Here is a 15,046-nt window from a genome sequence, read left to right on the forward strand (position 1 = left end):
ATGGGCGCGCCAGCGCCCCGGTTTCTATAAAAAAACAAAGAGGCCACTACCGTGATCAACGCCTTGAACCATCTCCCGCACCCGCAAGACGACAACGCCACCCTCGCCACGCATTTCAGCGACCTGGCTCCGCCCCTCACCCCGCGCCAGGCCGCCGTGGAAAGCGCGCGCTGCCTGTACTGCTACGACGCCCCCTGCGTCGACGCCTGCCCCAGCGACATCGACATCCCCTCCTTCATCCGCAACATCCAGCAGGACAACGTGCAGGGTGCGGCCATCAAGATTCTCTCGGCCAACATCCTCGGTGGCAGCTGCGCCCGGGTGTGCCCCACCGAGATCCTCTGCCAGCAGGCCTGCGTGCGCAACAACGCCCAGGAATGCGCCCCGGTGCTGATCGGCCTGCTGCAACGCTACGCGGTCGATCATGCCGAGTTCGCCGAGCACCCGTTCCAGCGTGCGCCCAGCACCGGCAAGCGCATCGCCGTGGTCGGCGCCGGCCCCGCAGGCCTGGCCTGCGCCCACCGGCTGGCCTGGCACGGGCATGAGGTGGTGATTTTCGAAGCACGGGAAAAGGCCGGCGGCCTCAACGAATACGGCATCGCCAAGTACAAGCTGGTGGACGACTTCGCCCAGCGCGAGCTGGACTTCGTGCTGCAGGTGGGCGGTATCGAGATCCGCCACGGCCAGGTGCTGGGCGACAACCTCAGCCTGGGCGAGCTGCAACAGCAGTTCGACGCGGTGTTCCTCGGCCTGGGCCTGGCCGCCAGCCGCCAGTTGGGCCTGCCCGACGAAGGCGCCCCCGGCCTGCTCAGCGCCACCGAGTACATCCGCGAGCTGCGCCAGGCCGACGACCTGAGCACCCTGCCCCTGGCCGAACGCTGCATCGTGCTCGGCGCCGGCAACACCGCCATCGACATGGCAGTACAGATGGCCCGCCTGGGCGCCCATGACGTCAACCTGGTGTACCGCCGTGGCCTGCAGGACATGGGCGCCACCCAGCATGAACAGGACATCGCCAAGGCCAACCAGGTACGGCTGCTGACCTGGGCCCAGCCCGAGCAGGTGCTGCTCGACGACCAGGGCCGGGTGCGCGGCATGCGCTTTGCCCGCACGCACCTGGTGGACGGACGCCTGCAAACCACCGGGCAAACCTTCGAACTGGCGGCGGATGCGATCTTCAAGGCCATCGGCCAGGCCTTCGACGGCCAGGCCCTGAGCGACCCGCAGGCCCTGCAACTGGAGCGTGATGGCGAGCGTATCCGCGTGGACGACAACCTGCGCACCAGCCTGCCGGGCGTGTACGCCGGCGGCGACTGTACGCACCTGGGCCAGGACCTCACCGTACAGGCCGTGCAGCACGGCAAGCGGGCCGCCGAGGCCATCCATGCCCAACTGACCCTCAACGTGGAGGCCGCATAAATGGCAGACCTGTCGATCGAATTCGCTGGCATCAAGGCGCCCAACCCGTTCTGGCTGGCCTCCGCACCGCCCACCGACAAGGCCTACAACGTGATACGTGCGTTCGAGGCCGGCTGGGGTGGCGTGGTCTGGAAAACCCTGGGCGAAGACCCCGCCGCCGTCAACGTGTCGTCACGCTACTCGGCGCACTTCGGGCCCAACCGCGAGGTGCTGGGCATCAACAACATCGAGCTGATTACCGACCGCTCGCTGGAGATCAACCTGCGCGAGATCACCCAGGTGAAAAAGGCCTGGCCCGACCGCGCGCTGATCGTGTCGCTGATGGTGCCGTGCGTGGAGGACGCGTGGAAAACCATCCTGCCGCTGGTGGAGGCCACCGGGGCGGACGGCATCGAGCTGAACTTCGGCTGCCCCCACGGCATGCCCGAGCGCGGCATGGGCGCGGCGGTGGGCCAGGTGCCGGAGTACGTCGAGCAGGTGACACGCTGGTGCAAGACCTACTGCTCGCTGCCGGTGATCGTCAAGCTCACCCCCAACATCACCGACATCCGCCAGTCGGCCCGCGCCGCGCACCGGGGCGGCGCCGACGCGGTGTCGCTGATCAACACCATCAACTCGATCACCAGCGTCGACCTTGAGCGCATGATCGCCCTGCCGATCGTCGGCGAGGCCAGTACCCACGGTGGCTACTGCGGTTCGGCAGTGAAGCCGATCGCGCTGAACATGGTGGCCGAGATCGCCCGCGACCCGGCCACCCACGGGCTGCCCATCAGTGGCATCGGCGGCATCGGCAGCTGGCGGGATGCCGCCGAGTTCATTGCATTGGGTTGCGGCTCGGTGCAAGTGTGCACCGCGGCGATGCTGCATGGCTTTCGCATCGTCGACGAAATGAAGGACGGCCTCTCGCGCTGGATGGACAGTCAGGGCTACCACAGCCTGCAGGACTTTCGCGGGCGCGCGGTGGGCCACACCACCGACTGGAAGTACCTGGACATCAACTACCAGGTGATCGCCAGGATCGACCAGCAGGCCTGCATCGGCTGCGGGCGCTGCCACATTGCCTGCGAAGACACCTCGCACCAGGCCATCGCCAGCCTGGTCAAGGCCGAGGGAGGGCACCGCTACGAGGTGATCGACGCCGAGTGCGTGGGGTGCAACCTGTGCCAGATCACCTGCCCGGTGGAGGACTGCATCGAGATGGTGCCCCAGGACACCGGCAAGCCGTTCCTGGACTGGCTGCACGACCCACGCAACCCCTACCGCGAGGCGTCCTGAGGCTGCGCCCCGCGCAGGTCTTCGAAGCAGGCCTTGTTCCCGTCCACCTGAACAGACGCCCGGGGCAGGTTCGCCGCCTCCCCGGTCGGCGTCTCCACATGCCAGTAGCAGTGCTTGATCGCGCGGGTGATGGCCACGTAGGCCAGGCGCAGGATCTCGTCCTTCTGGGCGTTGTCGTAGCCTTCGGGGTCGCCCGCCCGGCCCAGCCCGGCCTGGCGGTACACCTGGTTCTTGTACGGCGAGCGCGTCAGGTGCTGGCAGTCACCGAGCATGAACACCGCATCGGCCTGCAGGCCCTTGGCGCTGTGGTAGGTGAGCTGGCGGAACCGCCGCTGCGCCGCCGGCAGGCCGGCCTCGTGGTTGAGCAAGGGCTGCAGGTGCTCGGCAATCACCGACTTGTCGACGCTTTTGCGGTACAGCAGCATCACCGACTCGCCATCGCGGTAGTGGTCCATCAACTGCCGGGCCAGTGTGGCTTCGTCGCGCTCCATCACCATCACCGCCACCGGCTGCTCGGCCGCCGGGCCGCAGGCACGGGCCTTCTTGCCGGCAATTGCCGGGGCCGACTTAACGATATGCTCGGCTGCATCGATGATGTGCTGGTGGCTGCGGTAGTTGTCGGCCAGCATCACGCGGGTGGTGCTGGGGGCGACGAACTGCTTGGCGAACTCCATGAAGTACTTGGGCGAGCTGCCGCGCCAGCCATAGATCGACTGCCAGTCGTCCCCCACGCACAGCAGCGAGGAATGCTGCGCCACCTGCCCCACGTGCATGGCCGGGCCGCGCCGGCGGATCTCGCGCAGGCAGGCGCGCAGCCACGAGACGATCTGCGGCGACACGTCCTGGAACTCGTCGATCATCAGGTGCGACAACGGGCGCAGCATCGGGTCGGGCAGCAGGCGCAGGTTTTCCGGGTTGTTCTCGCCGAACAAGGCGAACATGCGGTTGTAGCTCATGATCGGCGGCGACTGTGCCAGCAGGTGCGCCTCCAGCGCCTTCCAGTACAGGCTCAGGGCCTCGAAGAACAGCGCGTCGGTGTCGCCCTGCGGGAAGCTCATGCCGCCCACCGCCACGCTCACATCCAGCCCCAGGTTCTCGATGAACCCGGCAGCGCCGACGAAGGCATCCAGCAAGGGCGCCGCGCCCAGCTCGCCTTTTACCTTGTAGTCAAAGCCTGGCCCGGCCACTGCATCACCGGCCAGCGAGGCGGTGAGGCGTTTGGCCGCCGCGTAGTTTTCCAGCCAGATCACCGGCTTGTCGCAGAACGCCTGGAACAGCGTGCGCTTGATCACCCATTCGGCCCACACCGGCAGCTTGGCGCCGGGGCGCTTGTACTGCTGATTCTCCTTGGGGTCGAAACCCAGCACCACCCAGGCGTCAAGCTCGGCGATATGGCCGTGGAAATGAAAGCGGCTGCCGTTGATTTCGACGGTTTCGCGGCTGGGCTCGATGCCCTTGATCGGCCAGGCACCCGCCTGGAACCACAGGTCTTCGATCACGTCGCACAGCTCTTCGTCGCGCCCGGACGACAGCTGGGTCACCGCCACGCGCTTCTGCACGTCGGGGTGGTCGCGGTCCAGGGCCTTGAGCTGCAAGGCTTCGCGGCGCAGCCCGGCAATCAGCTCGGCGAACCGCGGGCTGGTATGCAGCAGGTCGCGGTAGCACAGGTTGAGTTGCTGGCGCTGGGCATCGTTGATGCGCAGGTCGAACGGGTTGCTGTCCACGCCCGCCTCGCTGCCCCCGGGCTGCTCGCTGCCCAGGGTCTCGAACGCCCGCACCTGGCTGAAGCCCGGCAGGCTGCGCACCAGCGGCAGGATGCGCGAATGGAAGGTGCGCACCAGCTCACGCGCCTGCACCGGGCTCAGGGCCAGTTGCCACAGGCCGAACACCTGCACCAGGCGGGCAATGAAGTCCTTGCGCGACTCGCGGGTGAAGGTGACCACGGTCATGGCCTCCAGCTCGAAGCCCAGGTAATGGCGCAGCAACAGGATACGCAGCACCAGCGAGGTGGACTTGCCAGCGCCGGCGCCGGCGATCACGCAGGTGGACGGCGTGTCGCTGAAGATTATCTTCCACTGCGCTGCGCTGGGTTGTGCGTGGGCCGGCAGGCGCGCAGCGACGTCGGCCTTGAAGCGCTTCTTCAGCTCGGGGGTCAGCGGCAGGCGCCAGTCGTCGAACAGGGCATCGTCCAGCCCCGGCACGCCGTGGGCATCCGGGCGCGTATCGCGGATCACCAGCACCTGGCGCCCGGCCTCGAAACCGTCCACGCGCCCTTCTTCATAGCCTTCACGCAGCCCGTCGGCATGCCCGGTGCGCTGGCCGTTGGCATGGCCCTGGAACCACGAATCGCGGTGCTGTGCCTGCAACCGGCTCAGGCCACGGCCCAGCAGGCGTGCGGCCAGACGTCTGACCCAGGGCAGTTGCGCGGGTGGGGTTAGATCCGTGGGTAGCTTGGGACGCTCGTGTGACACACCGACTCCGGCAATCAATTCAATCAGCGGCCATGTTCGCCTTATCACGACCAAATCACCAGCCGAATGCTTTCAGATCAGTGGATTAGGCGACGAAACAGCGAAACTACCGCAGGTTATATATCGAATGTAACGATCATATTTAGCCGATATTTACGCTTTTTTTCGATGTTTATCGAGAGGATCATCAGCGCCATCCACCTGATTACCGAGGACACGAGCATGCTGCAACTGCGCCCCTTCGACACCCTTGGCCACGCCAACCATGGCTGGCTGGATGCCCACCATCACTTCTCCTTTGCCGAATACCACGATCCGCGCCGCATGAACTGGGGCACGCTGCGGGTATGGAACGACGACCTGATCGCCGCCGGCAGCGGGTTCCCGCCGCACCCGCACCGCGACATGGAGATCATCACCTATGTGCGTGAAGGCGCGATCACCCATCAGGACAGCCTGGGCAACAAGGGCCGTACCGAAGCCGGTGACGTGCAGGTGATGAGCGCCGGTACCGGCATCACTCATAGCGAGTACAACGTGGAGGCCGTGGACACGCGGATCTTCCAGATCTGGATTGTGCCCCAGCGTGTGGGCCAGGCACCGTCGTGGGGCGTGCGGCCGTTTCCCAAGGGCGAGCGCGGCGAAGGGTTCGTGACCCTGGCCAGCGGGCGCGAGGGGGATGAAGGCAGCCTGGGGATCCGCGCCGATGCGCGGCTGGTGGCGGCGACGCTGAAGGCCGGGGAAAGCGCCGAGTACCGCATCGATGCGGGTCGCCGGGCCTACCTGGTGCCGGCCAAGGGCGTGATCGAGGTCAACGGCCTGCGCGCCGAGGCCCGCGACGGGGTGGCGGTGGAGGATGAGCAGGTGCTCAGGGTGGTGGCGCTGCAAGACAGCGAGATTGTGCTGGTGGATGTGGCGTAGGTACCGACGTCATCGCGGGTCAAGCCCGCTCCCACAGGGTTTGCGAACGCCGCAAAACCTTGTGGGAGCGGGCTTGACCCGCGATGCTTTTAGGCGATGGCAGCGTCCACCAGCTCCTGCGCCTCACCCACCAGGCGCTGCAGGTGCGCGTCGTCGACGAAGCTCTCCGCATAGATCTTGTAGATGTCTTCGGTGCCCGAAGGCCGCGCCGCGAACCAGCCGTTGGCCGTCATCACCTTCAAGCCGCCAATCGCCTGGTCATTGCCCGGCGCATGGCTGAGGATCTGCTCGATCGGCTCGCCCGCCAGCGTGGTCGACTTGACCTGCTGCGGCGACAGCTTGCCCAACTGGGCCTTCTGCTGCGGCGTGGCCTTGGCATCCACCCGGGTGGAGAACGGCCTGCCCAGCGCCTCGGTCAGCGCCTCGTATGCCTGGCTTGGGTCGCGCCCGGTACGGGCGGTCATCTCTGCCGCCAGCAGCGACGGGATCAGGCCGTCCTTGTCGGTGCTCCACACCGTGCCGTCCTTGCGCAGGAACGAGGCGCCGGCGCTCTCCTCCCCACCAAAGCCCAGCGAACCGTCGAACAGGCCATCGGCGAAATACTTGAAGCCCACCGGCACTTCGTACAGGCGACGCCCCAGGCGTGCCGCCACGCGGTCGATCATGCCGCTGCTGACCACGGTCTTGCCCACGGCCGCATCGGCGCGCCATTGCGGGCGGTTCTGGAACAGGTAGTCGATGGACACCGCCAGGTAGTTGTTCGGCGCCAGCAGGCCGCCTGACGGGGTGACGATGCCGTGACGGTCATGGTCGGGGTCGCAGCCGAACGCCACGTCGAACCGATCACGCAGGCCGATCAGGCCCTGCATGGCGTAAGGCGAGGACGGATCCATGCGGATCTGGCCGTCCCAGTCCACGCACATGAAGCGGAACGTGGGGTCGACCTCGGTGTTGACCACGTCCAGGTCGAGCTTGTAGTGCTCGGCAATCGCCGACCAGTAACGCACCCCGGCACCGCCCAGCGGGTCGACACCCAGGCGCAGGCCCGCACCACGAATCACATCGAAATCAATCACATTGACCAGGTCGCTGACGTAACTGCCCAGGTAGTCGTGACGGTGCGTGGTGCTGGCCTTGAGGGCCTGTGCATGGCCCATGCGCTGCACGCCTTTGAGGCCATCGGCCAGCAGTTGGTTGGCCTTGGCCTCGATCCACTTGGTCACGTCGCTGTCGGCCGGGCCGCCATTGGGCGGGTTGTACTTGAAGCCGCCACTTTGCGGCGGGTTGTGCGACGGGGTGATCACGATGCCGTCGGCCAGGCCACGGCTGCGGCCACGGTTGTAGCAGATGATGGCGTGGGAGATGGCCGGGGTCGGGGTGTACTCGTCATCCTTGGCCAGCATCACCTCGACGCCGTTGGCTGCCAGCACCTCCAGTGCGGTAGCTGCCGCCGGGGTCGACAGCGCATGGGTGTCGATGCCGATGAACAGCGGCCCGTCGATGCCCTGCGCCTTGCGGTACAGGCAGATGGCCTGGCTGATGGCGAGCACGTGCGCTTCGTTGAAGCCCAGGTCCACGGAGCTGCCGCGGTGCCCCGACGTGCCAAAGGCAACGCGCTGGGTGGCGACGCCTGCATCGGGCTGGCCGGTGTAGTACGCGGTCAGCAGCTGGGGGATATCGACCAGCACGGAGGCTGGCGCCGGTTTACCCGCCAAGGGACTGAGCTTCATGCAAAACCTCAAGTAAAGATGTACAGGGTGATGAAAATACGCAGTTTACTGGCACTTCGACCACAACGCGACGGCGGCGATCCCGCCCGCCGCGACTATTTGTACTGCGGTGCCCACCAGCCGGGAAACATCCGCTGCACCCGGGGCTCGGCAAAACGGTCGTCGATCAGCATGACCACACCGCGATCTTCAGTGCCACGTATCACTCGCCCGGCCGCCTGGATCACCTTCTGCACGCCGGGGTACAGGTAGGTGTAGTCGAAGCCCGCGTCGAACAGAGCGCCCATGCGCAGCTTGAGCTGTTCGTTCACCGGGTTGACCTGGGGCAGCCCCAGGGTGGCAACGAAGGCGCCGATCAGCCGGGTGCCCGGCAGGTCGACCCCTTCGCCGAACGCCCCGCCCAACACGGCGAAGCCCACGCCCTGCCCGTCTTCGACAAAGCGTTCGAGAAAGCCCTTGCGCTGCGCCTCGTCCATGCCGGGCGACTGCGACCATTGCACGATGTGCGGGTAGCGCTCGGCCAGCAGCCGCGCCACCTGCTGCTGGTAGTCGAAGCTGCTGAAGAACGCCAGGTAGTTGCCCGGCTGGAGGCGGTACTGCTCGGCGATCAGTTCCACGATCGGCGCCAGTGACGCCTGCCGGTGCTGGAAACGCGTCGACACACTGCTGATCACGCGCACCTGCAACTGCTCGGCGGCAAACGGCGAGGCCACATCCAGCCACGCGGTGTCGGCCGGCAGACCGAGCAGGTCGGCGTAGTAATGGCGTGGGCTGAGGGTGGCGGAAAACAGCGTGACGCTGCGCGCAGCGGCCATGCGCGGGCCGATCAGCGGCGCCGGCACCACGTTGCGCAGGCACAGGGTGGACAGGCTGCGCCGGCCCGGGCCGTCGCGCTTGCTGATATCGAACACGAAATGCTCGTCGAACACCTCGCACAGGCGCAGGAACTGCGAAGCCTGAAAGAAGAGCTGCAACAGCGGCCCTTCGACGCCGGCAGGCTGCTGGTTCATGCTGTCCTGCACATGGCTGACAAAACGCTGCAACGCCTTGAGAAAGGCCTCGGGCAACTGGCCGGTGGCGCGGTAGGGAACGTCCTGGTCCTTGTGCACGGCGTTCCAGGCCCGGTCAAGGCGCTGCAAGGCGTTGGCCATGCCTGCCGGGGGATCACGCCGCAGGGCCTTCAATTGCCATTGATCGAGGCTCACGCTGTACATCTGGCGTGCACGCTCCACCAGGTTGTGCGCCTCGTCCACCAGCACCGCCACCCGCCACTGGTCGAGCTGGGCCAGGCCGAACAGCAAGGCGCTCTGGTCGAAGTAGTAGTTGTAGTCGCCCACCAGCACATCCACCCAGCGCGCCATCTCCTGCCCCAGGTAGTAGGGGCACACCTGGTGCGCCAGGGCTACCTCGCGCAGGCGGGCCTGGTCCAGCACCGGCTGCTGCGCGGCGGCCTGGCGGGCGGCGGGCAAGCGGTCGTAGAAGCCCTTGGCCAACGGGCAGGCTTCGCCGTGGCAGGCGGTACCGGGAAACTCGCAGGCCTTTTCCCGTGCCACCAGTTCCAGGCTACGCAGGGCCAGCTCGGGGCTGGCGTGCATGACCCGCTGCACGGCCTCCAGCGCCAGCGCCCGCCCCGGCGTCTTGGCGGTCAGGAACAGCACCTTGTCCAGTTGCTGCGGCACCATCGCCTTGAGCAACGGGAACAGCGTGCCCAGCGTCTTGCCGATGCCGGTGGTGGCCTGGGCCATCAGGCAGCGGCCGGTGCTTACCGCCTTGTACACGGTCTCGGCCAGCTCGCGCTGCCCGGTACGAAAGCTGGCGTGGGGGAACGCGAGCGCCTGCAGGCCGCTGTTGCGCAAGGCCTGGCGTTGCATCTGCTGCTGGGCCCAGCGCAGGAACAGCGTGCACTGGGCGATGAAGAACTGCTCGAGTTCGGCGGCGGTATGGCGGGCCTCCACCAGGGTTTCGCGGTCGCTGTCCACGTCCAGGTACACCAGCGCCAGGTTCACCTCGGCCAGTTCTCGCTGCTGGCACAGCAGCCAGCCATACACCCTGGCCTGGGCCCAGTGCAGTTGGCGGTGGTTGTCGGGCTGGCTGGCCAGGTCGCCGCGGTAGGTCTTGATCTCTTCCAGGCGGTTGAGCGCCGGGTTGTAGCCGTCGGCGCGCCCACGTACCTGCAACTGCTCGAACTGCCCCTCCAGCGCCACCTCCGACTCATAGCCCCGACCCCGGCGCGTGACCACCGTGCGGTGGCCGGTGATGCCCTCCTGGGCCGAGGGCGATGGGGTGAAGCGCAGGTCCAGGTCACCGACCTTGGCGGTGAACTCGCACAGCGCACGCACCGCTACCTTGTAGCTCATGCTGCCGGCTGTGCCCACTGCACGTGGCACACCTCGACGGGGAGGCCGTGCTCGGTGCAGAAGGCGATCCAGCGCAGCTGGTTGTCCTGCAGGCGATCGCCCGGCCCCTTCACTTCGATCATGCGGTAGCGCCGTTGCCCGGGCCAGAACTGGATCAGGTCGGGCATGCCGGCGCGGTTGGCCTGGATATCCTCCAGCAGGCGCTCGAAGCAGCGCTTGAGGTGCGCCGCCGGCAGGCAGTCCAGGGCCTGCTGCAACAGCGTGGCATCCAGCAGCTCCCAGTACACGAAGGGTGATTGCAGGCCGTGCTTGGCCTGGTAGTTGGCCAGGATGGTGTGGCGGTAGCGCTCATCGTCCAGCTGCCCCAGGCAGGCGGCAAAATGCTCGGCGCGGCGCGCCTGGAAGCCGGCGTCGTGCAGGTCCAGCGGGCCGCTCTGGAACGGGTGGAAGAACGCGCCGGGCACGGGCGCGAAGATGGCTTCCCAGCACAGCAGCCCGAACAGGCTGTTGAACAGGGTGTTCTCGACGTAGTGCACCGGCCCGTCATCGGCCGCCAGGTGCACCTGCACCGCCTGCTCCACGCCAAGCGTCGACAGATCGACAGGCAGGCACAGGTCCAGCCGGCTGATCGCTGCCGGGGCGCGCCGACGCTGTGGCGGGCCGCCCAGCTTGCGCTGCAGGCGGGGCACGATGCGCGCCAGCGCCTGGACCTCCAGCGCGTTGGCCGGTTTGGCGCCCACTACGCTGGCAAGCTCCAGGGCGGCGGCATGATCGGCGCTGCGCTCCAGCACGCGGATATGCCGGATGCGTGCCTGGGGGTGGTTGCTGCGGGGGTAGATGTTCAAGGCCTGGGCCCAGTCGCCGCTGCGCTCGCAATGCTGGCCAAGCTGGAACAGCAACCTGGCGCGGCGCCGTTCCAGCCACGGGTTGCTCGGCTGCAGGCCGTCCAGCAGTGCCAGCACCTGCTCGACCGGCTGCCCGGCCTCGAGCTGCTCGGCACAGGTGTGCAGGGCCAGGCACAGGTCGATATCGGCGCGCTCGCGCAGCGCCCGGGAATCCTCGCCGAACGCGACCTGCTCGTAGCGCAGCAGGCCAAGGTCGGCGAGCACGAACTCCGACCAGTCCTGGTGCAGGTTGCCGAAAAACAGCAGGCGCAGACGATCGCACAGCGCCTGCAGGTGCAGCACGTACACCGGTTCGTCGAATTCGGGCCACCACTGACGCAGGGGCCTGGCCTCGGCATACAGCGCCGACAACTGTTCGAGCAGTTCGCCCTTGGCAGCCCGCGGGCGCTCCAGCACGTCGGCGAAACAGCGGGCGATTTCGTCCTTGCGCAGCAACTGGAACAGGTGGTCCAGGCCCAGGCTCGGCTGGTCGTCGAGCCAGCCCAGCGCCACCAGCGGCGCGGCGGCAGGCTCGATTGCGCCGATTTCCAGGTAGGTCAGCTTGCTGGCGCGAAACATCACACCCTTGCGCATCACCATGCGTACCAGCAGGGCCTGGGAGGCCTGGCCCAGCGTCGCGAACTGTTGAATGAAGGCGTGTTCGTGTTCATCGAGCAGGTCGGCGTAGCGCAGTTGCACCCAGGCCAGTACCTGCTGAAAGTTGCACAGGTAATAGAACGGGTCGGCGACGGAATGGGCGATCACGGAGCGGGTAACCAGCAGAAGGAATCCACTGGTTATACATACAGACAGGCGAGCTTGGCAACCTCAGCGGATCAATGGCGCAACCGGCCCGGATCGCTATCCCGGGCCCGCGCCAGCAGCGAACGTCCACCGGCGGCCGCTTCACTTTCTCGCTGGTAGAGCATCTGCAGCGTGCTCAGGGACAAGCCGCTGATCTCCTCCAGCCATTGCACCATGGGCTGTGGCGAGGGTACGCCCTTGAGTGCCTTGTGCAGGTAGGGCAGCGCCGCCTGCATGCCGGGGTGCCGCGCCTGTACGAAGCGCTCCAGGTTGCGCCCGCGGTCGACGAAGGGCGCGAACAGCAGGCAGGCCAGCTGTTCTTCGTTGAGGTTGTAGCCCTGCAGGGCGAAGTTGTCCGCCAGGCGGCGGCGCTGGCCGTGGCGCTCGCGGTCTTGCCAGGTTTCCATGGCCAGTGCCTGCAGCGCCGCCGGCACCGGTTTGCGCCGCAGCTGGGCCTTGACCTGCTGCAGGTGCTCGGCAATGCCCAGCGCATAGTCCTGCCCCTGCACCCACTGCGCGCGCAGCCCGGCAAGGTGTGCCATCAGCAACGGGTTGGCACAGGCCGACTGGCTGAAACCCAGGGCCAGCTCGTCATAGCGAAACCTGAGAAATTCGAGCAGCAGCACGCTCTGCCCCTGCTGGCTGTCCTGCAGCAGGTCGGCGATGTCGATGAAGCGCGGGATACGGCGGGGGCCCGGGACCTGCCGAAGGGGCTCGGCTGGCAGACCCAGCACCTCGTTGAGGTAGATGCGGCGCAGTTGGCCAAGGCCCTGCAACAGGGCGCCGGGGTGTGAGTGGGCCGGCCTTGCACTGCTCAACCCGGCCTCGCGCATCATGCGGCGGCCCCACGCCAGGTAGCGTTTGCGCTCGGGCATCGGGTCGGCGTTGATCAATGCGTCCACCCCGCCCTCCCAGCCCATGCCCTGGCGGTACAGTTCGGCCAGCGCCAGGTAGAAGCGATTGCAGAACATCGGCCGCACCTGGCCGGCGGTCAGGTGCCCGGCAACCAGGGTGTCGAAGCGCTCGACCTGCTGCTGACGCGGCGACAGCGGCTTGAGTGCATCGAAGTGCTGGAGGCCGCCGTCGTCCAGCACCAGCAGCTCGACCCGCAGGTCGTCATGCAGCACCAGCGCCGAATAGCCACGCTCGATGTTCTCGATCACCGCCGTCGACATGCCCACATGGCGGGCGGTGACCACGCGCAGCTCGAAGGTGGCCGGCGCACGCGCCGCAATGCTCAACTGCGCGGCGCGCAGAAACGCCAGGGCGAAGGAGCTGTCCTTGCCGCCGCCATGGGCCAGCATCACCTTGAAGTCGCCTATGCGCTCGATCCCGCCGGCGGCCACCAGCATGCGCTGGATAAGCAATTGCAGCGACGCGCGCTGGCCCTGGGTAAGGCACTCGAGCAGTCGCTGCAAGACCTGCTGGTAAATGTGAGTCATGGCTTGATCGTGGAGGGTACTCATGGTGTATACCTGATTCGATAACGACTGCCGGCAGCCGGAAGTTACCCGATGCGGGTAACAGGACATCGTTGCGCAACAACGGCAAAGTGAATTAAAAAAAGAATGATGGTCTTAGGATGTTTCTTACAACTTCCTACGATTGTTCCGACTCAGATCGAAACAGCATCGCCCGATGACCACCCTTGCCCCGGACAGCGCCCCCCGGCGCGTTGCGTGCGAGGGCCCCACCTCCATGAACAGTACAGCTGGCACACCATATCTCGCTCCTTGAGATGATTGATGGTTGGATGAACAGCGCCGCCTTAGGCACTACAGTGCCCGACGCCCATAGGAAACAGCAGCCCTTCCACGCGAAGATGTAATTTTACGGACACCGGAAAGTCTTTATTCCCACGCCCACAACATAACGCAAGCGCCGTACTTAGTCCGCACAAGTTAAATAGGAAACATCTGAAACTTTAATAAGAAATTTCCACAAAAAAGCCCGAGACTCGGCTCGGGCTTGGCGTGTCGCGCAGCCTGTCAGGCGTCAGGCAGCACCAGTACCACGCGGCCTCCACACGGGCACTCGTCCATGTGGCGGTGCGCGGCGACGACCTCGTCGAACGGGTAGGCCTTGATGATGTGTGGCAATACCTGGCGGTCGGCGGTGAACTGGTTGATATCGCGCAGTGCGCGCTGCAGCGCCACCTGGTCCTGGGTGATGCCCAGCTCCGGCTTGCCGGTGAAGTTGCTCACGCAGTGCACGAAGAACTGGATGTTCTTCTGGAACGCCGCACAGGCCGGGAACGGCGTCTGGTTGCCGCCCTGCAGGCCGTACAGCACCAGGCTGCCGCGTGGCGCCAGCACATCGCCCAGCAACGACATCTGCGGGCCACCCAGGCCATCGAGCACCATGTCCACGCCGCGGTTGTCGGTGTACTTGTTGATCTGCATGAGCAGGTCCTGCTCTTCGGTCACGATGACCTTCTCTGCCCCCAGCTTGAGCAGGTTGTCGCGCTCGGCGCTGTCCTTGGTGGCGGCGATCACCTTCAGGCCCAGGGCCTTGCCCAGCTGCACGAAGGCCGGCCCGGCGCAGTGGCTGGCGTCGGTGACCAGGGCGGTCTGCCCGGCCTTGGCCCGCGCCAGGTCGACATAGGCGAAATAGGCGATCAGCAGCGGCGTGTAGTGCACGCTGGCCTCGATCGGGCTGAGGATATCGGGGTAGCGGGTCAGTGCGTTGCGCGGCAACACGATGACCTCGCCATACACCGGGTGCTCGTTGGGGCTGGTGGCCGGAAAGCTGGCGACCTTGTCGCCGATGGCCAGGTCGTCGACGCCGGCGCCGAGGGCGGTCACCACACCGGCCATTTCGTGGCCGATGCCGGCCGGCAGGCGCGCATGGGACGGCGCCAGGTTCTGCCGCCACAGCACGTCGTACCAGCTGATGCCGATAGCCTGCACCCGCACCTGTACTTCACCGGCAGCCGGTTGCGGCGTGGCCACGTCCTCGCACTTGAGCACCTCGGCCTGGCCGAATTTGTGAAAACGGATCATGCGGGACATCGCAAACCTCGCCTAGTGAACCTCTAATACCCGCAACTCTATCGGGGCTATAGCGGTTAGACCATCAGTGGCCATTAATAGTCAACATGCCTGTCATTGATTGGTGATAGCGCCTGCTGCGCAATTTATGCGGTGCAGGGTACCGTCTTTGCCCTTAAGATTCACCCCTGCCCC

9 protein-coding genes are annotated in these 15,046 nt (G+C 66.3%); 3 read left to right on the forward strand and 6 right to left on the reverse strand.

What is annotated here, in order from left to right; all coding sequences use genetic code 11:
• The first annotated feature begins 51 nt into the window (after positions 1-51).
• Together ACPRTJ_RS25345 and preA are read left to right on the forward strand one after the other, a co-directional pair.
• The gene (locus ACPRTJ_RS25345; RefSeq protein ID WP_043863979.1) at positions 52-1,419 is read left to right on the forward strand and encodes an NAD(P)-dependent oxidoreductase; all 1,368 of its coding nucleotides are present in this window, start codon (positions 52-54) and stop codon (positions 1,417-1,419) included.
• The gene (gene preA, locus ACPRTJ_RS25350) at positions 1,420-2,694 is read left to right on the forward strand and encodes an NAD-dependent dihydropyrimidine dehydrogenase subunit PreA (protein ID WP_253086945.1); all 1,275 of its coding nucleotides are present in this window, start codon (positions 1,420-1,422) and stop codon (positions 2,692-2,694) included. It begins immediately after the preceding gene.
• On the opposite strand, the gene ACPRTJ_RS25355 is transcribed toward preA, so the two are convergent.
• A complete protein-coding gene (locus ACPRTJ_RS25355; RefSeq protein WP_426427537.1) occupies positions 2,676-5,165 on the reverse strand; it encodes a UvrD-helicase domain-containing protein in 2,490 nt (829 codons plus the stop codon). The two genes, preA and ACPRTJ_RS25355, sit on opposite strands and share 19 nt — an antisense overlap.
• Before the next feature lie 222 nt (positions 5,166-5,387).
• On the opposite strand from ACPRTJ_RS25355, the gene ACPRTJ_RS25360 reads away from it, so the two are divergent.
• The gene (locus ACPRTJ_RS25360; protein ID WP_043864092.1) at positions 5,388-6,086 is read left to right on the forward strand and encodes a pirin family protein; all 699 of its coding nucleotides are present in this window, start codon (positions 5,388-5,390) and stop codon (positions 6,084-6,086) included.
• 89 nt (positions 6,087-6,175) lie between these two features.
• Here the strand turns inward: ACPRTJ_RS25360 and pgm are convergent, their stop codons facing one another.
• From pgm to ACPRTJ_RS25385, 5 genes are all read right to left on the reverse strand, one after another.
• Positions 6,176-7,816, reverse strand: a complete 1,641-nt coding sequence (gene pgm, locus ACPRTJ_RS25365; RefSeq protein ID WP_123753106.1) for a phosphoglucomutase (alpha-D-glucose-1,6-bisphosphate-dependent) — start codon at positions 7,814-7,816, stop codon at positions 6,176-6,178.
• 95 nt (positions 7,817-7,911) lie between these two features.
• Positions 7,912-10,173 carry an ATP-dependent DNA helicase gene (locus ACPRTJ_RS25370; RefSeq protein WP_253086942.1) on the reverse strand — a complete coding sequence of 754 codons (2,262 nt, stop codon included), beginning with the start codon at positions 10,171-10,173 and terminating at the stop codon, positions 7,912-7,914.
• Complete coding sequence (locus tag ACPRTJ_RS25375; RefSeq protein WP_058540292.1) at positions 10,170-11,822, reverse strand: VRR-NUC domain-containing protein; 1,653 nt, start codon at positions 11,820-11,822, stop codon at positions 10,170-10,172. The genes ACPRTJ_RS25370 and ACPRTJ_RS25375 overlap by 4 nt, the downstream gene beginning before the upstream one ends.
• A 71-nt stretch (positions 11,823-11,893) precedes the next feature.
• Positions 11,894-13,303 (reverse strand): hypothetical protein, encoded by a 1,410-nt coding sequence (locus tag ACPRTJ_RS25380; RefSeq protein WP_143516651.1) that lies wholly within the window; start codon positions 13,301-13,303, stop codon positions 11,894-11,896.
• A gap of 546 nt (positions 13,304-13,849) precedes the next feature.
• Entirely contained in the window at positions 13,850-14,872 is a 1,023-nt protein-coding gene (locus tag ACPRTJ_RS25385) for a zinc-dependent alcohol dehydrogenase family protein (RefSeq protein WP_043863985.1), read from the reverse strand.
• Positions 14,873-15,046 lie beyond the last annotated feature (174 nt).

The organism is Pseudomonas palmensis (genome assembly GCF_049942755.1).
In the GTDB taxonomy this organism is placed as follows: Bacteria; Pseudomonadota; Gammaproteobacteria; order Pseudomonadales; family Pseudomonadaceae; genus Aquipseudomonas; species Aquipseudomonas palmensis.

What these genes read in the sequence shown, in the direction of transcription:
- preA (WP_253086945.1), top strand. Translation starts at nt 1,420, where the DNA reads ATGGCAGACCTGTCGATCGAATTCGCTGGCATCAAGGCGCCCAACCCG.
- ACPRTJ_RS25360 (WP_043864092.1), top strand. Translation starts at nt 5,388, where the DNA reads ATGCTGCAACTGCGCCCCTTCGACACCCTTGGCCACGCCAACCATGGC.
- pgm (WP_123753106.1), bottom strand. Translation starts at nt 7,816, where the DNA reads ATGAAGCTCAGTCCCTTGGCGGGTAAACCGGCGCCAGCCTCCGTGCTG.
- ACPRTJ_RS25370 (WP_253086942.1), bottom strand. Translation starts at nt 10,173, where the DNA reads ATGAGCTACAAGGTAGCGGTGCGTGCGCTGTGCGAGTTCACCGCCAAG.
- ACPRTJ_RS25380 (WP_143516651.1), bottom strand. Translation starts at nt 13,303, where the DNA reads ATGACTCACATTTACCAGCAGGTCTTGCAGCGACTGCTCGAGTGCCTT.
- ACPRTJ_RS25385 (WP_043863985.1), bottom strand. Translation starts at nt 14,872, where the DNA reads ATGTCCCGCATGATCCGTTTTCACAAATTCGGCCAGGCCGAGGTGCTC.